20 protein-coding genes are annotated in these 25,483 nt (G+C 72.2%); 13 read left to right on the top strand and 7 right to left on the bottom strand.

The genetic code is table 11. From position 1 onward, the window contains the following. Positions 1–114: 114 nt before the first annotated feature. The 9 genes from IE273_RS36685 (at position 115) to IE273_RS36645 (ending at position 9,938) form a co-directional block, all read left to right on the top strand. Entirely contained in the window at positions 115–1,194 is a 1,080-nt protein-coding gene (locus IE273_RS36685; RefSeq protein WP_229887906.1) for a ParB/RepB/Spo0J family partition protein, read from the top strand. A gap of 266 nt (positions 1,195–1,460) precedes the next feature. Continuing rightward, positions 1,461–2,489: an NAD(P)/FAD-dependent oxidoreductase gene (locus IE273_RS36680; protein ID WP_189819446.1), complete on the top strand. Its 1,029-nt coding sequence runs from the start codon at positions 1,461–1,463 to the stop codon at positions 2,487–2,489. Next, positions 2,486–2,788 (top strand): 2Fe-2S iron-sulfur cluster-binding protein, encoded by a 303-nt coding sequence (locus IE273_RS36675; protein ID WP_189819445.1) that lies wholly within the window; start codon positions 2,486–2,488, stop codon positions 2,786–2,788. Before IE273_RS36680 ends, IE273_RS36675 begins: the two co-directional genes overlap by 4 nt. A gap of 46 nt (positions 2,789–2,834) precedes the next feature. After that, positions 2,835–3,587 carry a hypothetical protein gene (locus IE273_RS36670; RefSeq protein WP_014677206.1) on the top strand — a complete coding sequence of 251 codons (753 nt, stop codon included), beginning with the start codon at positions 2,835–2,837 and terminating at the stop codon, positions 3,585–3,587. Between the two features lie 66 nt (positions 3,588–3,653). After that, positions 3,654–5,039 (top strand): ATP-grasp domain-containing protein, encoded by a 1,386-nt coding sequence (locus IE273_RS36665; RefSeq protein WP_229887905.1) that lies wholly within the window; start codon positions 3,654–3,656, stop codon positions 5,037–5,039. After that, a complete protein-coding gene (locus IE273_RS36660; RefSeq protein ID WP_189819444.1) occupies positions 5,036–6,361 on the top strand; it encodes an ATP-grasp domain-containing protein in 1,326 nt (441 codons plus the stop codon). The genes IE273_RS36665 and IE273_RS36660 overlap by 4 nt, the downstream gene beginning before the upstream one ends. Continuing rightward, positions 6,358–7,620, top strand: coding sequence for an ATP-grasp domain-containing protein (locus IE273_RS36655; protein WP_189819443.1), 1,263 nt, complete (start codon positions 6,358–6,360; stop codon positions 7,618–7,620). Before IE273_RS36660 ends, IE273_RS36655 begins: the two co-directional genes overlap by 4 nt. A 70-nt stretch (positions 7,621–7,690) precedes the next feature. Then, positions 7,691–9,397, top strand: coding sequence for a DUF885 domain-containing protein (locus IE273_RS36650; RefSeq protein ID WP_189819442.1), 1,707 nt, complete (start codon positions 7,691–7,693; stop codon positions 9,395–9,397). A 16-nt stretch (positions 9,398–9,413) separates the two neighbouring features. Beyond that, complete coding sequence (locus IE273_RS36645) at positions 9,414–9,938, top strand: hypothetical protein (protein ID WP_189819441.1); 525 nt, start codon at positions 9,414–9,416, stop codon at positions 9,936–9,938. 20 nt (positions 9,939–9,958) lie between these two features. On the opposite strand, the gene IE273_RS36640 is transcribed toward IE273_RS36645, so the two are convergent. Next, positions 9,959–10,432, bottom strand: coding sequence for a winged helix-turn-helix transcriptional regulator (locus IE273_RS36640; protein WP_189819440.1), 474 nt, complete (start codon positions 10,430–10,432; stop codon positions 9,959–9,961). Positions 10,433–10,519: 87 nt separating this feature from the next. Between IE273_RS36640 and IE273_RS36635 the strand changes: the two genes are divergently transcribed. The 3 genes from IE273_RS36635 to IE273_RS36625 all read left to right on the top strand — a co-directional run bounded on the left by IE273_RS36635 (position 10,520) and on the right by IE273_RS36625 (position 14,373). Beyond that, positions 10,520–11,788: an MFS transporter gene (locus tag IE273_RS36635; RefSeq protein WP_189819439.1), complete on the top strand. Its 1,269-nt coding sequence runs from the start codon at positions 10,520–10,522 to the stop codon at positions 11,786–11,788. Positions 11,789–11,887: 99 nt separating this feature from the next. After that, positions 11,888–13,195 carry an aminotransferase class V-fold PLP-dependent enzyme gene (locus tag IE273_RS36630; RefSeq protein ID WP_229887903.1) on the top strand — a complete coding sequence of 436 codons (1,308 nt, stop codon included), beginning with the start codon at positions 11,888–11,890 and terminating at the stop codon, positions 13,193–13,195. A 332-nt stretch (positions 13,196–13,527) separates the two neighbouring features. Then, a complete protein-coding gene (locus IE273_RS36625) occupies positions 13,528–14,373 on the top strand; it encodes an EamA family transporter (RefSeq protein ID WP_189819438.1) in 846 nt (281 codons plus the stop codon). 23 nt (positions 14,374–14,396) lie between these two features. On the opposite strand, the gene IE273_RS36620 is transcribed toward IE273_RS36625, so the two are convergent. From IE273_RS36620 to IE273_RS36595, 6 genes are read right to left on the bottom strand one after another with little or no spacing between them, the layout of a single operon-like run. Beyond that, positions 14,397–15,833: an aminobutyraldehyde dehydrogenase gene (locus IE273_RS36620; RefSeq protein ID WP_189819437.1), complete on the bottom strand. Its 1,437-nt coding sequence runs from the start codon at positions 15,831–15,833 to the stop codon at positions 14,397–14,399. Next, complete coding sequence (gene thpD, locus IE273_RS36615) at positions 15,830–16,741, bottom strand: ectoine hydroxylase (RefSeq protein WP_189819436.1); 912 nt, start codon at positions 16,739–16,741, stop codon at positions 15,830–15,832. The genes IE273_RS36620 and thpD overlap by 4 nt, the downstream gene beginning before the upstream one ends. Continuing rightward, positions 16,738–18,744 carry a primary-amine oxidase gene (locus tag IE273_RS36610; protein WP_189819435.1) on the bottom strand — a complete coding sequence of 669 codons (2,007 nt, stop codon included), beginning with the start codon at positions 18,742–18,744 and terminating at the stop codon, positions 16,738–16,740. Before IE273_RS36610 ends, thpD begins: the two co-directional genes overlap by 4 nt. Then, on the bottom strand, positions 18,741–19,568 hold the full coding sequence (locus IE273_RS36605) for a thioesterase II family protein (RefSeq protein WP_189819434.1): 828 nt from the start codon (positions 19,566–19,568) through the stop codon (positions 18,741–18,743). The genes IE273_RS36610 and IE273_RS36605 overlap by 4 nt, the downstream gene beginning before the upstream one ends. Next, positions 19,561–22,509 carry an amino acid adenylation domain-containing protein gene (locus IE273_RS36600; protein WP_189819433.1) on the bottom strand — a complete coding sequence of 983 codons (2,949 nt, stop codon included), beginning with the start codon at positions 22,507–22,509 and terminating at the stop codon, positions 19,561–19,563. The genes IE273_RS36605 and IE273_RS36600 overlap by 8 nt, the downstream gene beginning before the upstream one ends. Position 22,510: 1 nt before the next feature. Next, the gene (locus IE273_RS36595) at positions 22,511–23,647 is read right to left on the bottom strand and encodes an acyl-CoA dehydrogenase family protein (protein WP_229887901.1); all 1,137 of its coding nucleotides are present in this window, start codon (positions 23,645–23,647) and stop codon (positions 22,511–22,513) included. Positions 23,648–24,102: 455 nt separating this feature from the next. On the opposite strand from IE273_RS36595, the gene IE273_RS36590 reads away from it, so the two are divergent. Continuing rightward, the gene (locus IE273_RS36590; protein ID WP_229887899.1) at positions 24,103–25,419 is read left to right on the top strand and encodes an arginine deiminase; all 1,317 of its coding nucleotides are present in this window, start codon (positions 24,103–24,105) and stop codon (positions 25,417–25,419) included. Positions 25,420–25,483: the final 64 nt, after the last annotated feature.

Genomic DNA, 25,483 nt, shown 5'->3' with positions numbered 1-25,483 from the left:
CCGTCTTCCATCGCGCGGCACCCCTGTGCCGGGCATCACGCTCACCGGAACCGATGACGTTCTCCTCGGTACTTGCAGCCCCACATGCAGAAAACGACAGAAAGCAGGTCTTCGGTGCCTTCAGACCTTGTGGACAACCCGCCCCCCACACGCCTGCCGGACCGGTCGCGGACGGCGGCCCGGGATCCCGCCCCGACGACGTCGGCACCATGTGCCGACGTCCATCTGACGCCCGTCGCCTCGCTGGTGGATGCCGACTCGCCACGTCTGGAAGGGCTCAGCCAGGACCACATCGCCGTCCTCGCGCAGGGCGACATCGAGCCGATACTGGTGCACCGGGACACCCTGCGCGTGGTCGACGGGATGCATCGGCTCCGGGCCGCGCGGCTGCGGGGGGACGAGATGATCCCGGTCCGGTATCTGGACGGGCCGGCCAGTGAGGTGTTCATCCACTCCGTGGCGGCCAACGTCAGCCATGGTCTGCCCCTGACCCTCCAGGACAGGAAAGCCGCGGCCCGGCGCATCCTGGCCCAGCACCCGGATCTGTCGGACCGGGCGGTCGCGCGCATCACCCGGCTGTCACCCAAGACGGTGGGCGCCGTCCGCCGTGCTTCGAGTGAGGAAGTTCCACAGTCGAAGGTCCGGGTCGGGACGGACGGCCGTTCTCGTCCGCTCGATGCGGCGCAACGCCGGGAGGCGGTCGGCGCGTTCCTCGCCGAGCACCCCGCCGCCACGCTCCAGGAGGCGGCCACCGCCGCCGGGGTGTCGATCAGCACGGCGTGCGAGATCCGGCAGCGGATACGGCGTGGTGAGCAGGAGCCCAGGCCACCGGACCGGAGCGCCGCGCGCGAAGCCCGGGACCCGTCTCCCGCGGGCGGCGCGGGCGACCCGGTGAGCACCCGGTGCACAGGACGCGGCCGGGCCCGGCGCATCGAGAGCCTGGCGAAGGACCCGTCCCTCAGGCTCACGCAGTCCGGGCGCGCGTTGCTGCGCTGGCTCCACGAGCGGGCGCCCGATCTCGAAGCGGGGCGGCAGTTGCTGGCCGCGGTGCCACCGCACTGCGCCGTCGCCGTCGCGGACCTGGCCAACTCCTACGCCCGGGAGTGGCAGCGGTTCGCCAGCGCTCTGGGCCAGGCGGTCATCGACGCGGACGAACAGCGGAGCGCACCGGAGCCGCGACGCCCGGGGCGGTGAGCGGGACGCCCGTCCGGCCCGGAGCGGAAGCGGTTCTGCACCCTGCGGCCCGTGAATAGCGGCGGGCGGAGTTTCGAATCCATTTCTTGACGGCAGATCAGGGCCGGCGAATGATGAGAGGCAGTTCGGCGGCAACAGCGCCGGATATCGACGGGAAAGCGCCGAGCGGTAGGAAGGCGATTTCCTTGGTGTCACCCGCACGACCGGCCCTCGGAATGGGGCAGCAGAGTTCTTCGACCGAACGCTAGAAATACCTGGAGTTCAGGATGGACCGAGCGGGGGTTCGAGTGGAGACGACCGTGGCCGACGCGGAAGCGAGCGCGGACGTGGCTGTAGTCGGCGCAGGGCCGGCCGGTCTGTACACCGCCTGCTGCGCGGGCTTCCGAGGACTTTCCAGCGTGATCGTCGATGCGCTGCCGGAGCCGGGCGGACAGGTCGCGGCCCTGTACCCGGAGAAGAGGATCCACGACGTCGCCGGCCTTCCGGCCGTACGGGGCCGGGAACTGGTCGACGCTCTGATCACCCAGGTGGAGCCGTTCCGCCCGCGTTACCTGCTCGGCCGGACGGCGGTCTCCCTGGTGCCGGAGGAGGGCGGGGGCTGGGCGATACGGCTGGAGGACGGCGGGCTGGTGCGTGCCGGAGCCGTCGTGATCGCAGCCGGACTCGGCCGTTCGGTCCCGCGCACCCTGCCGTGCCTGGGGCCCTATCAGGGGCGTGGTGTGGCCCACCACGTGCCGCGTCCCGAGGAGCACCGGGACCGAGACGTGGTGATCGTGGGCGGCGGCGACAGCGCGGTCGACTGGGCTCTCGCCCTCGCGCCGATCGCACGGTCCGTCACGGTCGTGCACCGGCGCTCGGCCTTCCGCGCCCACGAGCACAGCGTCAAGCAGATGTACGCATCGGGCGTTCGAGTGGTGACCGACGCGCAGGTGACGGCCTGTAAAGGAACCGGAAACCTGGAAGAAGTGTGGGTCCGGGCCGAGGAACGCGAATTCAAACTGCCCGCACAGGCTCTCGTCGGAGCGCTGGGATTCATCACCAACCTGGGCCCGATCGCCGATTGGGGACTCCGGATGAGTAATCGCCTTGTGCTGGTCGACGGAGCGATGCGGACGAATATGCCGGGAGTGTACGCGGTCGGCGACATCTGCCATTACGAGGGTCGCGTTCCCCTCATATCGGTGGCCTTCGGCGAGGCGGCGACCGCGGCGAATCACGCGGCGGTCGGGCTGCGCCCTGGATCGCGCCTCGCACCGGAGCACTCCACCGACATCGACGCCGTGAACCTGTCATGAACCTGAAAAAACTGACCATCCTTCCGGCGGGAACCGAAGTCCTGCTGCCGGCGGGATCTCCCCTCACCGAAGTCGAGTACGAGGTGCCGCAGCTGCGGCCCATCCCCTTCGGATGCCGCTCCGGATCGTGCGGCGCGTGCGTCATCGAGGTGCTGGAGGGTCTCGGCTCCCTCGGCGAACCCGACCCCGACGAACTCGACTTCCTGGAAGACCTCGGCCGCACCGGCGGCACCCACCGCCTGGCCTGCCAGTGCCGGCTGCGGGGCGACGCGACCGTTCGCGTCGCCGACGACATCTGAATCCGCTCGCACGAAGAGTCCGAGTGTCCGAACCGAAAGGTGAACCATGCCGAACCGCGTGACCAACGTCGGCTACGGGGACCGTACCCCGTTCCTCAGCAGCACTGCCGCGGCCCAGCTGCGCGCCGAGATCGACGCGCAGCTCGACCAGCAGGTCCTTGAGTGGTACGCCAACGTCCCCGAAGCCGCCCATCTCGAAGGGAAGAACGTCGACTCCGCGTACTACAGGCGGAACCTGATCGAGACCGCCTGGCGCATCCGGATGCTGCGCGTGTCCGAGGCCAAGGCGCTGGTGGAGATCGCCAAGACCAGCCCCGAGGCGGCGCAGGTCTGGGCCAACTACGAGCAGGAGGAGATGCTCCACGACGAGCTGTTCATCGCCGACCTGGAGAAGGCGGGCGTGTCCCGCGAACAGTTCCTGGCCACCGAGCCGTACCTGTCGACGAAGCTGCTCACCGGCTACTTCTCCTACCTCCTGGACCACGAGGGCCCGCTGGGCGTGGTGGCGTACTCCTACCTCGTCGAGTACGTGAACGTGCAGCTGGAGCCGAGGAAGCTGGAGGCGCTGAAGAAGTCGGTCGGCGAGGCCAACATCGGCGGCCAGATCAACCACTCGCACACCGACATCAACGACGACCACCCCGGCGAGGTGTGGGCGGCCGTCCGGCACCTGCTGCGCAGCCAGGACGACATCGAGGCGTTCAAGCGGTACCTCCGCGAGCACCAGCAGATCCTGGCGCAGTACTTCGAGGAGCTCTACCTGGACACCATCGCCGGGGCCGAGAAGCAGCCGGCCTGAGATCCGTCCGCAGCGGGGGCGCGGTGCGGTCGCGCCGCGCCCCCGCCTGCCGGCAAGGAGGCCGGAATGAGCACCGAAAACGCCAGGGGAGTGCTGCTGCTCAGCCATGTCGGGTTCTCGTTCATGGAGGACCTCCTCGGCACGGTCACGGCGCGGGGGCTGAAGGGCTATGTGCTCAGCTCTTTGCCGGAACCGCAGCACCAGGCATCCAGGCCGGCGACGCTGGCCGACCTCGCCGCCGACGTGCGGGTGACCGACGGGCACGTCCTGACGGCCCGCGACGTCGAGGACTACCTCGACCACCTCCAGGCAGCGGGTGCGGCGGTGCAGTGCTGTCTCACCGTCTGGGAGGGCTACCGGCATCTCATGGCGCTGGCCAACGCCCGTCTGGGAGTGCCGGACCTGGACGAGAAGCAGGTCCTGGACCTGCGGGACAAACTGACGCTGCGAAACCGGCTGGCCGACGCCGGGCTCAGCCGCGGCCGGGCGTCCGCCCTCACTCCCGAGACGCTCGCCGAACGCCAACGCGCGGGCGGTCGCTACTTCGTGAAGCCGGTCAGCGGCATCGCCTCCTTCGGAACGTTTCCCCTCACGGCCGACACGACCTGGGCCGAGGTGGAACGCATCGCCACCGAGGCGCGGTCCGACACGGTCTACTCCAGCGCCTTCACCGCCCAGCCCGGTTCCGGCAGTCCCGGAGCCGGCTCGGGTCACGGTGTCACCGGCGGGATGGAGTTCCTCGTCGAGGACTATGTGCCGGGGAGGGAGTTCAGCTTCGAGGTGATCGCCGTCGACGCCGAGCCGCACGTCGTGGCCGTGCACGAGAAGTGCCAGGTCACGGAGACGGCGGGGACCGTGTTGGAGAACGCCTGCGTCAGCCCGCCCACCAGCCTGTCGCGGGAGGAGATCGCCGCCGGGATCCGCTGGGTGACGAGCGTGCTGGACGTCCTCGACCTCGACTGGGGCTGTTTCCACATCGAGGCGAGGCACGCCGCGTCCGGCTGGGATCTGATCGAGGTCAACCCGCGGGTGGGCGGCAGCCTGATCTCGCCCAGTGTGGCGGCGCTGACCGGCGGCCCCGGCCTGCTCGACCTCTGGCTGGACTGCCTGCTCGCGGCCGGCAGGCCGGCCGACTTCGGCACGGCGCTGAAGAGCCTGTCGTTCGCGGCGGACGGCACGACGCGGGTTCGTCACGCGACGTTCTTCCGGGTCTTCTTCGCCGAGCCCGGAACGATCCGATCGGTCGGTCTGAACGGCGACCTCCCCCTGGAGCCCGTCGTGTCGCACGTCCTGCTCGAACCCGGCGACGTCGTGCACTCGTCCTCGCGCGAAGTGTTCCTCGGCCAGGTGCTCTGGCGCATGGACCGAGCGGACCGCGACGCGGTCCTTTCCTGGCTGCTGCCCGCCTCCGAGAAGGCCATCGAGATCGTGTACGAGAGGGAGTGCGGATGACCAGGCCGATCCTCCTCATCGTCGACTACAACCTCAGCCGCATCGACGAGGTCCGCCACCTGCGGGACCACGCGCGAGACCACCACGGCGCGACGGTGATCCTCGTCCGCGCCGACCCCACCGAGGCCGACCGCTCCATCGCCGACGAGGTGATCGACCTCGATCCGCTGCGCGACGACTTCGCCGAGATGGGCGAGAAGCTGCTCGGCGACCGGCGCGAGCGGATCAGGGCGGGCATCGTCTTCTCCGACAACGCCGTACACAGCGGGGCCGAGCTGCTGGAGCGGCTGGGCGTCCCGGTCGACGCGTCGCGGCCGGCCCAGGGCGCGTTCTCCAAGTACCGCTACCGGCTCGCCGAGGCACGCGTGGCCGACCTGCTCCGGACGCAACGGATCATGGTGCCCGCGTTCGCCGAGATCGCCTCGCTCGACCAGCTGAGGGGATTCGCCCGCGATCACCCCCAGGGCTTCGTCGTCAAGCCCACCGCCGAGGGCAACAACCGGGGCGTCGTCGTGGTCCGGCCGGGCGACGACCTCACGGCGGTGTTCGCCGAGATCCTCCCCTACCTGGAGGGCGGGGTGATCTGCGAGGAGCTCATTCCGTACCGGAGGGAGTACTCCTTCGACGGACTGGGTTCGCTGGCGTTCCTCACGGAGAAGATCAGCGCGCTCGGCCGGTACCCCGTGGAGATCGCCCAGGTCCTGCCGGCCCGAGTGGCCGAGCACGAGCGCGCGACGCTGGAACGGGCGGGACGGCAGGCGAACCTGCTCGTCGGGCAGTGTGACGGGCCCTTCCACAACGAGATCAAGCTGAGCGACGACGGGCTGCGCGCCGCGGTGGTGGAGCCCAACCGGCGACCGGGCGGGATGAAGATCTGGTCGCTGGCCCGCTGGGTCTACGGCGTCGATCTGCACCACCGCTGGGTCGACGCGGCCTTCGGCACGGCCTCCGACAGGCCGGAGCTGGTGCCCGGGTGCTCGGCGGCGACCGTGCTGCTCGGCGTGGCCACCGACCGCTCGTTCTGTCCGGGCGACGTCCTGTCCGGCACGGACCCGTTCGCCGACGCCGTCCAGGTCACCGCGGAACGCCTCGGCCTGGCCGACGGGGAACTGACGGCCACGGAGTTCTCCTGGCTGTCGGCCGAGCGCCGCGACCTGCACGCGGTCGCCCGCGACAACGCGGACTTCGCGGCGCAGGGCTGCGTCGTCCTGCGCGGCGGCCGCACCGATATCCGCACCGTCGTCCACGCGCTGCGCGAGGCGTGGTCGGACGCCCTGGACCGCGCCCTCCGCTCTCCCGCCTCCCTCAGGAAGACCCGATGAAGATCCTCATCCTGCACCGCGTGCCCTACTTCAAGATCGAATATCACCGGGGGATCTCCCACGACCGGCACGACGTCACCTATTTCGGGACCGACCAGGCGCTGGCCACCTTGCCACCGCACCTGCGCTGCGAGCGGGTGAGCCGTCCGGGTCTCGGCTCGGCCTTCGAGGAGGCACGGGACTGGCTGGCACGCTGGCCCCGCGACTTCGACCGGGTCATCTCGGTGTCGGAGTACGAGCTGCTCGACGCCGCCCTGCTGCGCGAGTACCTGGGCGTGCCCGGCGCGCCGGCCGACCAGGTGGCCCTGGCCCGGGACAAGGTCCTGATGAAGCAGGCGGTCGAGGAGGCGGGCCTGCGCGTGCCCCGCTTCCTCGCGTTGCCCCGCTTCCTCGACCTGGACGGCCGGGTCCCCTGGGACGGCCGGACCGTACTGAAGCCGCATCGCGGTGCGTCCAGTGAGGACGTCCTCGTCTTCGACACGCCCCGGCAGGCCGCCGCAGCCGTCACCGGGGGCCGCACCGGCATCCCCGGGCTCGACGCGGGCAGCGACCTGGCGGACTTCGAGGTGGAGGAGTTCGTCGCCGGGCCGATCAGGCACTTCGACGGCCTGGTGCAGGGCGGCGACGTACTGGTCCTGAGCGGCAGTGAGTACGTCGGCACCTGCCTGCAGTACGCGCAGGGCGGGCCGCTGGGGTCGTTCCAGCTCACCCTGTCCGAGGAGGAGCGCGCCTGGGTGTCCCGCGCCCTGGCGGCGGTGCGCATCCAGGACGGCAGTTTCCATCTGGAGGCGATCGCGCACCGGGGGGAACCGGTCTTCCTGGAGGTCGGCAACCGGGTGGGGGGCGCCGACGTGGCGGCGACCGTCGAGCTGGCCACCGGCGTCCACCTCCCCTCGTACGAGCTGCGCGCGCTGCTCGGCGAGCGCGTCACCGGAACGATCCCCGAGCCGCCCGCCGACCGGCGCCTGTACGGCTGGTTCGTCTGCCCCGGCCACCACCTGGCCGGTAGGGAGTTCCAGGGGCTCGACGGGACGGCGGCGTTCCGGGACGACCCGGCCGTGGTCGCCTGGAACGAACTGCCGCCCGGCTCGCCGCTGCCCGACCACATCACCTACCAGTCCGGCGAGACGGTGCTCGCGGGGATCGTCGCGGGCGACACCCCCGAGGGCGGCCGGCGCTGGATCGCCGATCTGTTCGCCTCGCTCTCGGTCCGCACCCGGCCGGCCGCTCGTACGACGTCGGAGCAGGTGCCGGCATGAGCACTCAGCACCTGTCGTGCGCGGTGGCCGTCACCGCCGCCGGGCTGCCGTCGCAGAAAGGGTCCCGATCGTGACGGCGTTGAACGATCTCGCGGATCAGTACGTGGACGAGCTGGCCCTACTGGACCCCTGCCTCGCCGCGGCGATGGGCATCGCCGGTCAGGAGACCCGTCTGACCGACTTCGGCCCCCAGGCGGTGCAGGAGCGGGCGGCGTCGGCGCGCCGCATGCTGAAGGCCGTCGAGGACACGCCCGTGGCCGGGGACGCGGAGCGCGTCGCGGCGGCGGTGCTGCGTGAGCGGCTCGCCACGCAGGTGGCGCTGGCCGACACCGACGCGTACGGCACGCTGCTGGACACCCTCGACGGGCCCGTCCAGCGTGTGCGGCAAGCGGTGGGTCTGCTGGATCAGGGCCGCGACACCGTGTGGGAGGTGTTGCTGGCACGGCTGTCGGCCGTACCGGAGGCGCTGGCGGGGCTGCGGGAGAGCCTGGAGGCGGCACGGCGCGGTGGCCGGGTGGCACCGTACCGCCAGGTGATCCGCAACGCCCGGGAGTGCCGTGACATGCGGCAGTACCTGGCGGGGTTGCCCGCCGGGCACGGGGACGGTGTGTTGCGCGGCGCACTGGAGCAGGCCGTGGCGGCCGCGAACGACGCGCTGGCACGGATGGCCGCGTACCTGTCGCGGGAGCTCGCGGCCCACGCCCCGGAGCTGGACGCGGTGGGCGAGGAGCGCTACCGGCTCGGGGTGCGGGAGTTCCTCGGCACCCGGCTGGACCTGCGGCAGACCTACGCCTGGGGCTGGGAGGAACTCGGCCGGGTACAGCGGGACATGGCGGTGACGGCGGCGCGGATCGCGCCCGGCGAACCGGTGCCGGCCGTGCTGGCGGCGCTCGACGAGGACCCGCGCCACCAGATGACCGACAGGGCGCAGTTCCGCGACTGGCTCCAGGAACTCGCCGACGCCGCCATCACCGACCTCGACGGGACACACTTCGCGATCCCCGAGCCGCTGCGGCGGATCGACTGCCGGATCGGCCCCGCCGACGGGCCCGCCTTCTACCTGGCGCCCAGCGAGGACCTGTCGCGTCCCGGCACGGTGTGGTGGACCAGGCCCGAACCGGGCGCGCCGATCCGGACGTGGACCGTGCCGGGCACGATGTTCCACGAGGGTGTCCCGGGCCACCACCTCCAGCTGGGCGTGACGACGCTCAACACCTCCGTGCTCAACCGGTTCCAGCGGCTGTCGTGCGAACTGCACCCGGGGCACGTGGAGGGGTGGGGCCTGTACGCCGAGCGGCTGATGGACGAACTCGGATACCTCGCCGAACCGGCCCACCGGCTGGGGATGCTGGCCACCGGGCAACTGCTGCGCGCCGCACGGGTCGTCCTGGACATCGGGCTGCACCTGCAACTCCCCATCCCCGCGGGCACCGGGTTCCACGAGGGCGAGCGGTGGACGCCACAACTGGGCCGCGCGTTCCTCACGGAGTACTGCGGGCTCGGCCCACCGGGGTTCGTCGAGTTCGAGATCGACCGGTACCTGGGACGCCCGGGGCAGGCCCTCGCCTACAAGCTGGGAGAGAAGGTGTGGCTGGAGGCGCGGGAGGCGGCCCGCCGCCGCGACGGCGCCGCCTTCGACCTCAAGCGGTTCCACCACCACGCGCTGAACCTGGGGCCGATGGGCCTGGACCTGCTGCGCGCGGAGCTGACGCGCGCGGACCGTCCCGCTGAACAGGTGTGGACGGGACGGATACGAGCGGAGCGCACCGCACGGTGAGAAAGCGAGCGATCGGATGATCACGGCAGTGGGACATGCCGACCTGACCCCGACCACGTGGGAGCTGGTGCGGGCCGAACTGCGGGAACGCCTGCGGGGCCTGCCGCCCGACGCGACGGCACTGGTACGCGCCGGCGCCGGACTGCCCCTGGCGTTCGGGCGGGTGGCGCACGAGGTGGGGCGGCGCCTGGTCGTCCTGCTCCCGGAACGGGGCGATGCCTTCGCCGACGCTCCGTGCCACGACCGGCGGGCGCACCGGGAGCTGCTGGCCCTGGCCGGGCGGATACGGATGCTCCCCTTCGACCCGCTGGACCGGGACGCCTGTGTGAGCGCGGACGAACGGCTGGTCAGCGGCTGCACCCGGCTGCTGGCCGTCTGGGACGGTTCACCGTCCAGCGGGCAGGACGCCACCGCCCACATGGTCGCCTACGCCCGTGCCCGCGGTATCGCCGTGGAGGTCGTCTGGCCCGCGGGCGCCGCCCGTGAGCCGGCCGGGCACACCGCGTCGCCGCGCGTGCCCGAGCACGGGCGCGGGCGCTGACCGTCTCGCCGGCCGTCGCCTCACCGCTGTCGTGCGCCGCCGGTCTTCCGCACGTGAGTGGTGTCGGCGTCGAGGAGGGCACCGTCGGCGCCGGTCGGCCTGATGTCCGGCACACGGGCGCCCTGCCGGTCGACCAGGGTGGAGTGCGCCTCGCCGGGTGCGAAGGCGTGGCGCTCCCCCCACTGGCGGAGGGTGAGCAGGACGGGGAAGAGATCGCGGCCGACGTCGGTGAGGACGTATTGCAGGCGGCGGCCCGAGGGCGCGGTCCGCTGGGCCAGGACTCCGTGGGCGGTGAGCTTGCGCAGGCGGTCGGTGAGGATGTTGCGGGCGATGCCGGTCCGTTGCTGGAACTCGGTGAAGGACCGTGCGCCGTCCATCGCGTCCCGGACGATCAGCAGGCTCCACCGGTCACCGACGAGGTCGAGCGTGCGGGCCACCGGGCAGTCGGGATCGGTCCAGGCGGGGCTCGGAGTGCCCGTGGAGGGGCGCGGCATGACACCTCCCGATGAGTTGCGGATTGAGACCATCATGCCCTACGGTCAAAATAGTTTCACTTTGCTACTCATTTTGTAAGGAGTGCGATGGACGTCTGGCGACGGTTACTCCTCGCGACCGTGTGCGGTGTCGCGGTGGCGAGCATCTACGCTGCGCAAACGGTGCTGCCGCCCATGGGAGACAGCCTCGGGGTGTCGGCACAGCACGCCGGGTGGATCGTCTCCACCGGCCAGTTCGGCTATCTGGTCGGTCTGGTGCTGCTCGTGCCGCTCGGCGACGTGGTCGCCAACAGGCGCCGGCTCATCGCGGTGCACATGGCCGTCACCGCGGCGGGCCTGTTCGTGACGGCCGCGGCTTCGGCCGCGTGGGCGGCCTTCGCCGGGCTCGCCCTGGCCGGCATGTTCGCGGTCGTGGTACAGACCACGGTGGCCTACGCCGCGACGGTCTCGCCGCCCGCCGAGCGCGGACGCAACATCGGTGTCGTGACGTCGGGTGTGGTGGTGGGCATCCTGGGCGCGCGGTTCGTCACCGGCGTGCTCGCGCAGGTGTGGGGCTGGCGCAGCATGTACGCCGTGCTCGGCGTGCTCGCCCTCGCCCTCGCCGCCCTCGTCCTGCGCGCACTGCCGCCCGAGGACGGCTCCCGTCGGCCCGCGGGGTACCGACAGGCCGTCGTCTCGCTCGGCGGGCTGTTCGGGCAGCGTCTGTTCCTGACGCGCGGTCTCATCGCGTTCTTCCTCTTCGCGTCGTTCGGCACCCTGTGGAGTGGCCTGTCCCTGCCGCTGGCGCACGCACCGTGGCACCTGAGCGAGAGTCAGATCGGACTGTTCGGCATCGCCGGACTCGCCGGCGCTCTGGGCGCGGCACGTGCGGGGCGGTGGGCGGACGCGGGACGGGCGATCCCGATCAGCGGCCTGGCGCTGGTGCTGCTCATCGCCTCCTGGGCCGCGACCGCGCAGCTGTCCTGGTCCCTGTGGCTGCTCGCCGTCGGCATCGTGGTGCTCGACTTCTCGGTCCAGGTCGTGCACGTGAGCAACCAGCACGTGCTCACCACCGCGCACCCGGAGCGCACCAGCAGCGTCATCGGCGGCTACATGGTCTTCTACTCCCTCGGCTCCGCCCTCGGCGCAGCCGCCACCACCTCCGTCTTCTCCTCCCACGGCTGGGCCGCCTCCAGCCTCCTCGGGGCCGTGTTCGCGACCTGTGCGCTGATCGTCTGGGCAACCGACGCACGCCGGCGCTCCGGGACCGCGTCGGCCGGCGCCGAGGCGGCGGACGCGCACCGCGACGAGGAGGAGAGGCAGAGGAGCGAAACGGAGCAGGTCGGCCCGAGGGCGGACCGTTCCGAGGTCCTCTGAGAACTCCCCCCGGCTCGACCCCCATGCGCGACCGGCAGGTCCGGGCCGTGGTCCGGCGCCCGCACACATGCAGCCCAGTCACAGTCAAGAGGAGTGATCGTGTCCCTTACGAACCCGGAAAGCCTTGTCGACTCCGACACCGCGAGTGTCTCGCAGGTCACGCCGCAGAGCGCACCCCAGCCCTTCGATCCGGGCGACTGGAAATCCGTCCGTGCGCAGTTCCTCCTGTCGCCCGACCTCGTGCACCTGTCCAACTTCTACCTCGCCTCGAATCCGACGCCCGTCCGTGACGCCATCACGAACTACCGGCGCGCGTTCGACGAGAACCCGCACAGCTTCCTCGACGACAACATGTTCGCCCGGGAAGAGGACATGCTGTGGCGTACCGTCTGTGCCGAGGCGGCCGAGTACGTCGGCGGGCAGGCCAACGAGATCGCCCTGACCAGCAGCACCACCATGGGACTGGCTCTGACCTACAACGGCCTGCGGCTGAAGCCGGGCCAGGAGGTCCTGACCACCACGCACGAGTTCTACCCGCACCACGAGGCGATCCGCCTGGCCGTCGACAAGTGGGGCGCGACCATGCGCTCGATCCCGCTCTACGACTCCTCGTTCGACTTCTCCGCCGACGAGGCCATCGCCCGGTTGCGCGCCGCCGTGCGCCCCAACACCCGTGTGTTCGGTGTGGCCTGGGTGCATTCCAACACCGGCGTGCGCCTGCCGATGTCCAGGATCGCCGACGCCATCGCCGACCTGAACCGGAACCGCGACGAAGCCGACCGCATCCTGCTGGTGGTGGACGGGGTCCACGGGTTCGGCGTCGCGGACGAGGACGTCGCACAGATGGGGTGCGACTTCTTCTCCGCCGGTACGCACAAGTGGATCCTGGGACCGCGCGGGACCGGGATCATGTGGGCGAAGGCGGAGAACTGGGCGCTCCTCCAGCCGACGATTCCCAGCCTGATGAGCAAGGAGACCTCCGCGGCGTGGCGACAGGACCGCCGGCCGGCCGGCCCCACGGAAGCCGCGTGGGTCAGTCCGGGCGGATTCTTCTCCTACGAACACCAGTGGGCCGCCGCCGAGGCGTTCCGCTTCGTCCGGCAGATCGGACGCAAGCGGATCCAGGACCGGATCGCGGAGCTGAACAGCCAGATCAAGGAAGGCCTGGCCGCCATGGAGCACGTGACGCTCCACACCCCGCTCGACCCCGAGCTGTCCGCGGGCATCGTCACCTTCGACGTGGAGGGTTACGCACCGCAGGAGGTGGCACGGATCCTCCGCGAGAACCGGGTCATCGCCAACGCCACGCCGTACGGGATTCCCCACGTACGTCTGTCGGCGGGGATCGTCAACTTCCCCGAAGAGATCGACCTGACCCTGAACGTCATCCGGTCGCTGAAGGGCTAGCGGTCCGGCGCCCGGGAGCCCGGCGGACCGAGGGCCCTGCCGTCGCCGGTGCGGATGTCGCGGTCCGCGGCCTTCCAGCCGATCCTGGCGCGTGGCCGCGCCGCGACCCTCCGACCAGACAGCCTGGGAGCGGGGGACACCTCGCCCACCGTTGCAGCACGCTCAACGGCACAGCCGGGACTGCCTGGGTGGGACGTCCTTCGCCGACGCCGGGGAGCGGTCGGTCAGCCGGGTGTCATCATCGTGGGGATCCCGGGTAGGGCGCTCGGTATGTGTGCGCGCCGATGCCTTACCGCCCGGGGAGAGTCCGCAGCCGCCCGCGGGGAGGGCCCGTGAGTGAGACGCTGGCGCTGGCCTCCGCGCTCTGCTTCGGAGTGACCCACTTCGCGAACGGGCTCGTCTCCCGCCGGGTCGACGGCATCACCGTGGCCCTGTACGCACAGCTTGCCGGGACCGCGGTTGCCCTGGTGGCGGCCCTGTCGTCCGTCGGCGGCTCCGCGACGCCGGGTGACTATTGGTTCGGGGCGCTCTCGGGCGTCGGCACGGGCGTGGGGGTCGCCTTCCTCTACCGGGCGATGTCCCAGGGGCAGATGAGCGTCGTCGTCCCGGTCAGCGACGTGGGCGCCGTCGCCCTTCCCGTCCTGGTGGGGGTGGCCCTGCTGGGCGAACGGCCGGCCGCTGTCGCCTGGGTCGGCATCGTGGCGGCGGTGCCCGCGCTCTGGCTCGTCTCCCAGGCGTCGGGTTCGGGCCCGGGCGGGGGCCCGCCGGGGACGGCGGGTGTGCCGGCCGCGCTGGCCGCGAGCGTCGGCTTCGGGGTGCAGTTCCTGGCGATGGCTCAGGTGGGCGCGGGCGGCGGCCTGTGGCCCGTCGTCGTCAGCCGGGTCGCCTCCGTGCTGGTCATCGCTGCCGTGCTCGTCCTCTACCGGTCCCCGGTGACGATGCCCGGCCGGCCGGCGGCGGTGGCCGCCGCGGCCGGTGCGGTCGGCACGGTCGCGATCATCCTGTACCTGGCCGCCACCCGGCACCAGCTGATGGCCGTGGCCACCGTGCTGTCGGCGCTCTATCCGGCCATCCCCGTGCTGCTGGCGCTGGTCTTCCTGCACGAGCGGCTGACGCGGTGGCAGGCCGCCGGACTGGTGTGCGCGACCGCCGCCATCGCGCTCATCGCCCTGCGCTGAACACACCGGCCGCACCGGTCACTTCAGGTGCCGGTGCAGGTCATGACGTGCTTGACGCGCGTGTAGTCCTCCAGTCCGTACGCCGACAGGTCCTTGCCGTACCCGGACTGCTTGAAGCCGCCGTGCGGCATCTCGGCGGCCGTGGGCATGTGACAGTTGATCCAGACGATGCCGGCGTCGATGCGCCGGGCCATGGACACGGCACGGCGGTGGTCCCGCGTCCACACCGACGAGGCCAGGCCGTACCGCACGCCGTTGGCCATGCGCAGCGCCTCCTCGTCGTCGGCGGACGCCTGCACGGTCAGGACGGGCCCGAAGATCTCCTCCTGCACCGCCTCGTCGTCCTGGCGCAGCCCCGTGACCACCGTGCCCTCGTGGAAGAACCCCTCACCCGGCAGCGCCGAACCCCCGGCGACGGTACGGGCGTGCGCGGGCAGCCGCTCCAGGAAGCCCCGGACCCGGTCCCGCTGCGCCGCGCTGTTGAGCGGTCCGAACCAGGCGCCGGGATCGTCGGGCGGTCCCGGCGTCAGCTCCTTGACCTCGCGCACCAGGTGCTCCACGAACGCGTCGTGCACCGAGGCGTCGACGACGATCCGGCACGCCGACGCGCAGTCCTGGCCGGCGTTGTACAGGCCCGCCTCGGCGATGCCCCGCGCGGCGTGCGCCAGGTCCGCGTCGGCCGCGACCAGCACCGGCGCCTTGCCGCCCAGCTCCAGGTGGACGCGTTTGACTTCGGCGGAGGCGGCCGAGGCCACGTCGGTGCCGGCGCGCACGCTGCCGGTCACCGACACCATGGCCGGCCCTGGATGCCTCACCAGCCGCCGCCCGGTCTCCCGGGTGCCGCAGACCACGTTGAGGACGCCCGGTGGCAGGAACTCCGCCGCCAGCTCGGCCAGCATCAGCGTGGTCACCGGGGTGGTGTCCGAGGGTTTGAGCACCACGGTGTTGCCGGCCGCGACGGCGGGGGCGAACTTCCACACCGCCATCATCAGCGGGTAGTTCCAGGGCGTCACCTGGGCACACACGCCGACTGGCTCCCGGCGGACCGAGGAGGTGTGGCCGGGCAGGTACTCGCCCGTGGACCGGCCCTCCAGCATCCGGGCGGCCCCCGCGAAGAACCGGATCTGGTCCGTCAGGGGGCCCATCTCCTCGCGCACGACGAGATGCAGTGGCTTGCCGGTGTGGACCGTCTCCGCTGCCGCGAACTCCGCGGACCGCTCCTCCAGGGCGTCCGCGATCCTGAGCAGGGCCCGTTGCCGCTCGCCGGGCGGGGTGTCCCGCCAGCGCTCGAACGCGTCCTGGGCGGAGCGTACGGCCGCGTCGATGTCGGCCTCGCCGGAGACGGGAGCCGTTCCGGCCGGGCGCCCGGTGGCCGGGTTCACCAGAGGCGTGGTCTCGTCGGTGCGGGCCGGACGCCGGGCTCCGCCGACGAAGTTGTGCAAGGGTTCGCCGAGGTTCACCGGGCCTCCCCGACGGGTGTGAAGTCCCGGGAGGCGATGTACGACGGCCGGGGGGCGGGCGCGGCGTACGGTGGCCCGAGCGTGTTCTCGACGCTGCTGTACACGAGGAAGATGTTGGAGCGCGGACAGGGTGTGATGTTGCCGTTCGAGCCGTGCATGCAGTTGGAATCGAAGAACGTCGCGGACCCGGGCGGCCCGGTGAACTGGTCGATCCCCCCGGCCTCCTCGGCCAGCTCGCGCACCGCGTCCTGGTCCGGCATGCCGACGGTGGGGGAGTGGGTGCGCAGTGACGTGCGGTGGTGACCGGGCGGGGTACGGCCGACGCAGGGCACGAAGGTGCGGTGCGAACCGGGGATGATCAGCAGACTGCCGTTGTACGGGAAGTTCTCCGTCAGGGCGATCGAGACGCTCAGCGCGCGCGGTCGCGGCATGCCGTCCTCGGCGTGCCAGGTCTCGAAGTCGGAGTGCCAGTAGAAGGGCCCGCCGGTGAAGCCCGGCTTGTAGTTCACCCTGCTCTGGTGCACGTACACCTCCGAGCCCAGGAGTTGGCGGGCCACGTCCGCGAGGCGCGGGTCCGCGGCCAGCCGGGCGAAGGCGGGGCTGACGCGGTGCACCTCGAAGACGGAGCGAACCTCCTGGGAGGCCTCCTCCACCACCGTGCGCTCGTCGGCGCGCAGGGCTGGATCGGCGGCCAGCCGGGCGGCTTCCTGCCGCAGGGCGTTCACCTCGTGCGGGCCGAACAACGGCTGCGGAGCATGGCGGTAACCGCGGTCGGCGTAGTCGGTGCACTCACCGGGGGAGAGCGGCCCGTCCGCCGGGTCACCCCACACCACCGGATCGTGCCGGGGCACGCGCGGACCGGGTTCCAGCAGCCGGGTGGGATAGCGGTCGGTCAGTGTGGTGCTCATGGTGCGCTGTTCCTTTCCGGGGTGCGGTCGTCGGGCAGTGGGTCGTGGCAGGAGCCGGCCCGGCAGGCGTCGGGCGCGGGCAGGTCCAGGGCGGGGTTGCCGTCGAAGAAGCCGTTCGGCCGCAGCGTGAACCCCGTGGCTACGACCGGCATCGCCGGCCAGTCCTCGGGCCGTACGACGTGGTGCTCGCCGAAGGTGTGCCACAGCACGATGTCGGTGTCGGCCGTGGGCCGGTCGTCCCGCACGTACTCGGGCAGACCTCCGTCGCCGGGATGCTGGTTGGGGTAGTCGCCGGCGGCGTACATCTGGGCGGGGTCGTGCGCGGTGACCCAGAGGTGGCCGTAGGTGAAGCGGGCCCGGTGCCAGGCCTGGCTGCCCCGGGGCTGCATGGGCAGCAGACCCGAGGACGGGACGAGCTTGTAACCGACCGGCTCGCCGAGGCCGTTGCGCCGGTGCGGGTTGACGATGTTCCAGAAGCGGCCGGTGGCGGACTGCGCGGTGCGCTGCTCGGCCTGCCGCTCCGTGGCCAGCAGGCGCGCCTCGGTGCGCCAGGCGTTGCCGTACGGATTGTGCTCGTCCACCGGCAGCGGCACCGAGTCGACCTCGTACACCGAGTTGCGCGGTCCGTCGACGGCCATGTCCAGGCGCATGGAGAAGAAGTGCTGGTGGTGCGGGCCGTACAGACCGGGCGCCACCGCCGCGCCGTACGGCGGGCAGGGGCCGGAGAACGCCCCCGTCGAGATCATCCCGGTCAGCTTGACCTCGAAGCCGATCGTGCCGTCCAGGTACAGGTACCAGAAGTACCCGTACTGGTAGTTGCCGAGGACGGCGAAGGAGGAGACGACCAGTCGGCGCTGCCGCCGGGTGACGACCCTGCCGGTGCGGAAGTCCGTGTGCTTCCAGGCGATGTTCATGTCCTCTTCGTGCATGCAGATGGCGTGGGGCAGTGTGACCGGCTCGCCGTCCTGGTCGTGCACCACGGCGTCGAAGTAATGGATCTCGCCGAGGCAGTCGCAGCCGAGTTCGAGGGCGTTGACCATGAACCCGGCGCCGTACTCGCCCTCGTCGAAGGCGTTCTTGCGGTAGTGGGTGAAGCCGGGGTCGCCGTACGGCGTGTACATCTCGGCGAGGGAGGCACGGTGCAGCACCGGCCGGACCCGGCCCTTGTCCTCGTATCCCAGCTGGTGCAGCACCAGACCCTCACGGACGGTGAAGCCGAGACGCAGCCGCCACTTCTGCCAGCGGACCGCGTACCCGTCGACCGTGAAGCTCGGCCCCTCGGGCTGGGTGATGTCGATCGGTTTCAAGTCGGTGCGTTCACGCACGGCGGGCGGCCAGTTGCCCTCGTCGTCGCGCTCGTCCGGGTCGTAGTTCCCGGAGAGCGGCGGCAGCGGCACCACGCCCCGGTCGGTGACCTCCAGGACCTCCATCGAGTCCAGGTCCACGAGCGCCACCAGGTTCTCGACCGGGCGGGCGTAGCCGTTGTCGCGGGGACGGGCGCGGAGGAAGGTGAGCGCGTAGGACAGCCGTCGTCCCGGCCAGTCCGGGTGGTCACCGGTGTGGCCGGTCGGCCAGGCGTCGACCATGGCGAGGGAGAAGTCCCCGGCACCGCGCCGGCGCATGCCCTCCTGCCAGCGGGGGTCCGCACGGACCGCGGCGTCGCACTGCGCGAACTCCTCCTCGGTGATGGCGGTGTGGACACCGGGACACGGGCGCCAGAGGGTGACCTCCTCGGTGTCCAGGCAGACCACCGCCTCGTAGGTACGGCGGTGCCGCCGGTCGCGCAGGACGACGCTCACCTCGCGTGGCGGACGGCGCCGCGGATCCTCGTCGGCCAGCCGGCCCTTGTCCGGCTCCTTGAGCGACATCATCACGAAACGCACGTCCGCCGTGAGCCCGCGCCGGGACTTCAGCAGCGTGGCGGCGAGCCGGATCTCGTCGGCGGTCAGCGGCTGGAGCGGATGCCGCGTCGCCACGGTCGTCGTGGCCGGGGAGACGGTCACAGGGACCTCCTGGACAGGTGGGCGGTCGGGGTCCGGGGCGGGGCGTGGTACGGCGTGGCCGCCTGCATCAGGTCGTGGCGCAGAGCCTGCAGGACGAGCGGGCGGCCTGTGTCGAGGTAGAAGTGGCCGCCGGGAAAGCGCCGGTGCCGCACGACGGGGACGCGGGTCAGCTGGCCCCAGTCGTCCAGGCGGCGCGGTACGAGCGTCATGTCCTCGGTGCCGGCGTAGACGGCGATCGGGGTCGGCAGCGGAAGACCGCCCGGGCGGTGCCGGTAGGTCTCGGCGGCTGCGAAGTCCGCGCGGAGCGCCGGCAGCATCAGCCGCAGCAACTCCGGCTCCTCACGGATCTCCGGTGAGGTGCCGCCGAGCCGGATCACCTCCGCGAGGAAGGCGTCGTCCGGCAGGTCGTGGCAGGGGCGGGCCGGCGGAGTGAGGCGGTGCGGGGGCTCGCTGCCCGAGACCACCAGCATCGCCGGCGGCCTGCCCCGGCGCAGCAGGACCCGGGCGGTCTCGTAGGCGGTGACGGCACCCAGGCTGTGCCCGAACAGGGCGTACGGCCGGTCGTCCGCCGCGTGGTCCAGGACCTCGGCCACGTCGTCGGCACAGCCGCGGGCGAGGGCCGTCACACTGGAGCGGGGCGGCTCGGTGTAGCGCCCGTCCCGGCCCGGCAGCACCATCGGGTGGACGTCGATGTCGGGGGCGAGCGCGGTGATCCAGGCGCGGTGGGCGCCGCTGCCCGCCCCGGCGTGCGGGAAGCAGAACACGCGGATCCGGGCGTCGGCAGGCCCCTCCTGGCGCCGGGTGCGGGGCTGTCGGTCAGTCATCGGGGTGGTCGCCTTCCCGTGCGTGCGCTGCGCTCTTGACGAGGTCCCGGACGGTGGGGGACGCGAGGAAGTGCTCCAGACGGACGTCCAGGGCGTGTTCGGCGCGTGCCCGGGAGACGAACCGGGCGGCGTGCAGCGAACTGCCGCCCGCGGCGAAGAAGTCCTCGCCCGGATCCAGCCGGTCCCGGCCGAGCAGCCGGCCCGCGAGTCCGGCGAGCGCGTCCTCCAGGGCGTCCGGCCCGCCGCTCCCGGTCTCCGTCTCGTGGCGCTCCGGCCGCAGGCGCGGCAGCGTGGCGTAGTCGGTCTTGCCGTTGCCGGTGACGGGCAGCGCGGGCAGGAAGCCGTAGGCCGCGGGGAGCATGTAGGCGGGCAGGGTGCGGCGCAGGTGCCGGGTCAGGCCGGTGGTGTCCGGGGCAGTGCCGTCCGCGGCGACGACATGGGCCTCGATACGGTCGTCGACGGCACGGACGGCCGCGGCGCGGACGCCGGGGTGCCGTTCCAAGGCGTGCTGGATCTCGTCGAGTTCGACGCGGTGGCCGCGGATCTTCACCTGGCGGTCGGTCCGGCCGAGGAAGTGCAGGACCCCGTCCCGGTCCATGCGCACGAGGTCGCCGGTGCGGTACATGCGCGCGTCGGGCCGGCCGGCGAACGGGTCGGGCAGGAAGCGCCGCGCGGTCAGGCCGGGGCGCCGGCGGTAGCCGCGGGCCACACCGGACCCGCCGACGTACAGCTCGCCCGGCCGGCCGGGCGGCACCGGCTCGCCGTGCTCGTCCAGCACGTGCACGCGGACGTTGGCCAGCGGCGTTCCGATCGGCACCGGCGCGTCACCGGCCCCGGGACGGCACTGCCAGGACGTGACGTCGATGGTGCACTCGCTGGGGCCGTAGAAGTTGTGCAGCTCCGCGTGCAGTCCCAGCGCGTGGAACCGGTCGACCAGCCGCGGCGGCAGGCTCTCGCCGCCGCAGAAGACGTAGCGCAGGCCGGTCACGTCGGCGAGGGCCGGACCGTCCTCGTCCAGCAGCACGTCCAGCAGGGAAGGGACGCAGGCCAGCACGGTGACGCCGGTGTCCCGCATGAGGGTGAGCATCCGGTGCGGGTCGCGCAGCGCTCCGGGCGGGGGGACGACGAGCGTGGCGCCGGAGATCAGCGGGGCGAAGATCTCCCACACGGAGATGTCGAAGCCGAGGGACGTGTGGTGCAGGACCGCGTCCGACGGGTGCAGCGGGAACGTGGCGGCGTCCCAGTACAGCCGGTTGGTCAGATTACGGTGTTCGACCTCGACCCCTTTGGGCGTACCGGTGGAACCGGAGGTGTAGAGGACGTACACGAGCGAGTCGGCAGCCGCCGGCCGCCTCGCGCTCCGCGGACCCGCCGCGTTCCGGGCGGGCTCCGGCAGGGGCATGACCGGGACGCGCAGCGGCGGCAGACGGTCGAGCAGCCGGGCGTCGCTCAGGACGAGGGCGGCGCCCGCGTCCTCGGACACGAAGGCGTTCCGCTGCGGTGGATGGGCGGGATCGAGCGGCAGATAGGCGGCACCCGCCTTGAGCACCGCCAGGATCGCCGTCACCGCCCCGGGACCGTGCTCCATGTGCAGCCCTATGAGGTCACCGGCGCCGATGCCGCGCCGGGACAGGGCCTCGGCCAGGCGCTCGGCGTCCGCGTCCAGCCGCGCGTAGGTGAGGTCGCCCTCGGCGCTGCGGACGGCGGCGGCGCCGGGATGGCGGGCAGCGGCCGCCTCGAACAGCTCGTGCACACACCGGCCGGCCGGATACCGCACCTCCGTGTCGCGTACGCTCGCCGGTTCCCGCAGTCGGGCCAGCCGGAGCGGGGCCGGCTCGCCGCGGGGACCGGGGTCCGCCGCGGACGGCGAGGGGAGCGGGCCGGCCGGCTGCCTGTACGGTCCCCAGCGCGCCGTCTCCGTCATCAGGCGGCGGTGGCAGGCGGCGACGGGACTCCCGTCGTACAGACCGTAGGCCCCGTGGACGTGCACGGCGTGACGCACGCAGTCCTCCAGCAGCGCGGTGACCGCGGCCGTCAGAGCCAGTGCGCCGGCCAGCGCCCGCCAGGCCCGCTCCGGGCTGATGCCCTGTCCGTCGGCGTCGAGTTCGCGCAGCCGCGCGTCGTTCGCCAGGCGCAGCCCCTCCAGCCGGGTGCGCTGGGCGGCGAGGGGAAAGGCGACGGCCTGGAACGAGCCGATCGGGCGGCCGAACTGCGACCTCCTGCGGGCGCGCTCGACGGCCCGGGTGAGCGCGGCGCGGGCCAGACCCAGCAGGTGGGCGTTGCGCAGCAGCGCGCACCCGGCCCACAGCGGACCGGCGGACACGTCCGCCAGGCCGGGGTACGCGGTGCCGGGACCGTCCGTGGCCACGGCCATGAGCGTGTCGCCCGGGGTCGGGTACGGCGTCGCGCCGGCCGGCCGCCACCCGGTCACGACGTCCGGCGCGCCGGCAGCCGGGAGAAGGACGAGGTCCGGTGGCTCCTGAGCGAAGAGGGCCGGCCCGCGGAACTGGGCGGTGTGGCTGTGCTGTGCGGTCGTCCGGCCGTCGTATCCGCCGCTCCGGCCGTCGAGTTCGGTTCGGTGAGCATGGTGGCACGTGCCCTGGGCGCCGGCGTCGGGCCAGGGTACGGCCACCCCGACGCCGCACGCGCCCGTACGGATTTCCCGGACCAGTCCGGGTGCCGCGCGGGTGAGGAACGGGAGTGCCGCCAGGGCGTCCAGAGGGTCGCTCGGGCCCAGGGCGAGACCCAAGTGCTCGGCCAGTCCTGCGGCGTCGGCGGCCGTCAGCCCCAAGCCCCCGTCGTCCACCGGGAGACAGACGCCGGTCCAGCCGTCCCGCGCCAGCGCGCGGCGTACGTCGGTGACGCGGGAGGGGTCGCACGAGTCGAGGGTGGCGGCGAAGTCCCGGAGCAGCTGCTGCTGCCAGGTGCTGCGACGAGGCATGTCAGATCGGCTCCTCCCACGGGTCGCCGCCGTCCAGCAGGTCAGTGACGACGGTCGACAACTGCATTTCCGAGGTACCGGCGGCGAGCGTCAGCCCGGGTGCCTCGCGGACGGCCACCATCAGGTCGGGGAAGGCGGGAGAGCCCTGCGGGCCTAGCAGCTCCCACGCCAGCCGGGCGACCCGCTGGGCCAGTTCGCTGTTCCACCACTTGGCCGCGGCGGCGGCAGCGGCGCCCAGCCGCCCGTCCGAGAGGTCGGCCACGGCCCGCCAGCCCAGCAGGCGCGCCGCGGTCACCTCGGCGTCCAGCCGGGACAGTTCATACGCGCCCCCCGGTCCGCCGCGCGCCTCCAGCGCGCGGACGAGCTGGTCCAGCCAACGGCGGGCCCGCCCGGCGAAGCAGATGCCGGTGCGTTCCAGCCCCAGGGCCTCGGTGAGCATCGACCATCCGGCGTCAGGTGAGCCGATCAACGCCTCGTCGTCCACCTCGGCGCCGTCGAGGTGCACGGTGAAGAACGGCTCCGGGTTGACCGTCGGCAACGCCTCGATCCGCACGGCGGAATGGTCCAGCGGCACGACGAACAGTGCGGTGGCCGCGTAGGCGTTGTCCCCGCCGCCTGCGACACGTGCCGCGCAGATGCCGTACCGGGCGTCTGCCGTGGTGGCGTTCCAGGTCTTGGTGCCGGTCAACCGCCAGCCATCCGCGATGCGTTCGGCGCGGGTGGCCATGCCGCCGAGGTCGCTGCCGGCGTCCGGTTCGGTGTACAGCACGCAGAAGATGACGCGGCCCGCGGCCATCTCCGGGCAGTGGCGGCGACGCTGCCGCTCGGTGCCGAACGACAGCAGCGTGGTGCCGGCGTTGTCGATGGTGTTCACCCGTGCGCTGTCGGGGACACCGTGCAGGGCGAGCTCCTCGGCCACCGCGGCGCCGGCGGACACACCGGCGCCACGGCCGCCGTACTCCGGCGGCCAGTGCGGGGCGAGCAGTCCACGGCGGCCCAATTCCCGGTAGGTCAGCCGGGGGACCGGACACTCCCCATGCGGCGGTGTTCTCCATATGCCGTTCAGTTCTTCGCGTAATTCCGGCTCTGCCAGCAGATGCCGTACTTCGTTGCGTAAATCGGAGTTCTCAACGGGCATGAGTGAACCGGGCACGAGAGATTCCCACTCGATAGGTGTCCTGTCGGCAGTCCTGCCTTTCCTCCAGTGTGAGAACGTCGCTGGACCGTGTGTCAAGGGCTGTGCAGCGTCGTTCGCAGAGGCCGCCATCACGCTGTTCCCCGTACACAAGATTCAAACCCGCGAATTTGCGCCGCCTTTTTCCAGGGTGTTCGAGCAGGTGAACGGAATGCCTTCACACAACCTTCAGACCGGGCGACTTCACACAGGTCAACGCCGTACCCAGCAGGGATTCAACGGCATTTCACGCGCTCGTCCTAGATCATTTATGGGGTAGGCCGTTGACGCATGCACGCGGTTTTCCCTACGTTGGCCGGACACGGCACCGCTTCCCCGACCGGGGTAATGCGCCGCCTGCTATTCGCGTGCTTTCTTCGGCCGGCCCCGGTCATCCCTCCCTCATCCCAGGAGCGGTCATGAGGCGTTCTCCCGCCCTCTTCGACAACCATCGTCCGCGACAACGCGCACCCACGGGCGGCCCGCCCCCGGAGCCCGCCCGATCACCGGCCCTGAAGGCCCTGCGCGACACGTGCGTCGACAACGAGACCGGCGTCCTGCGCCGGGTCCTCACACACCGCCCGGGAGCCGAACTGAGCCGGCTCGGTCCCGGTAACTGCCACGATCTTCTCTTCGACGACGTGCCCTGGGTACAGCGTGCCCAGGCGGAACACGACGCCTTCACCGGGCTGTTGAGGAGCCACGGCGTCGATGTGGTGGAGCTGGAGTCGGTCCTGGCCGCCGCCCTGGCGGAACCCGGCGCCGGCCGGTCGATGGCGCGGGCGGTGGTGGCCGACCAGCGGCTCGGCCCGCCCGTCGCCGCGGCGGTGGACGCCATGTGCCAGGCGGTGCCGCCCCGTGACCGGGCCGGACTGCTGCTGGCGGGCATCACCGTGCGGGAACTGGCCGCGGAGCACCCGCGCGCGGTCGCGGCCTCGCTCAGCACCCTGACTCGTTCCCCCGACGCATTCGTGCTGCCACCACTGGTGAACTCCCTCTTCGTCCGGGACAGCAGCAGCTGGCTGGGCCGGACTCACATCGCCCACCCCATGGCGAGCACGGCACGGCGGGCCGAGGGACTGCTGTTGGGGACGGCCGCCCGCGCCGCCGGAGCACATCCGCTGGCCGTCCCCGGGCCGGGCGAACCTGTGGAGGGCGGCGACGTCCTGCTCGCGGGCCCCGGATGTGTCCTCGTCGGCGTCGGCCAACGCACCGCGGCCGCCGCCGCGGAGCAACTGGCCCGCGCCCTGCTCGCATCCGGGCAGGCCCGGCACGTGTTCGCCGTCCTGCTGCCACGGGCCCGCCAGTGCATGCACCTCGACACGGTACTGACCATGGTCGACGGGGACACCTTCCTGGCCAGCGGCCCGCATCTGAGCGCGTGCCGGTGGTTCACGCTGCGGCTCGACCGGGACGGGGCGGTGGTGGCCGCGAGCGTCGACGACCCGCTGACCGGGCTGGCCAGGTCCCTCGGCCTGCCCGCGGTGCGGCTGATCGCGGCCGGCGGCGAGCGCACCGATGTCGCCGCGGAGCGGGAGCAGTGGAGTGACGCCGCCAACGTCCTGGCCGTCCGCCCACGCACTGTCATCGCCTACGACCGCAACGTCGTCGCCAACGAGCGTCTGGCCGCCGCCGGCATCGAGGTGCTCACCACCCCCAGCGCCGAGCTGGTCCGGGGCAGAGGCGGTCCGCACTGCCTGTCCTGCCCCCTGCTCCGCGACCCGCCGGAAGCCTGACCCCGCACCCGCCCCGCACCCCTCCTTCCCGTCCTCCCCCTCCCGCTCTCCCGTTTTCCTGTTC

Source organism: Streptomyces olivaceoviridis (assembly GCF_014650115.1).
GTDB lineage: Bacteria > Actinomycetota > Actinomycetes > Streptomycetales > Streptomycetaceae > Streptomyces > Streptomyces olivaceoviridis.
Note: the sequence above shows the minus strand (reverse complement) of the source record. Positions and strands in the feature narration are given on the sequence as shown.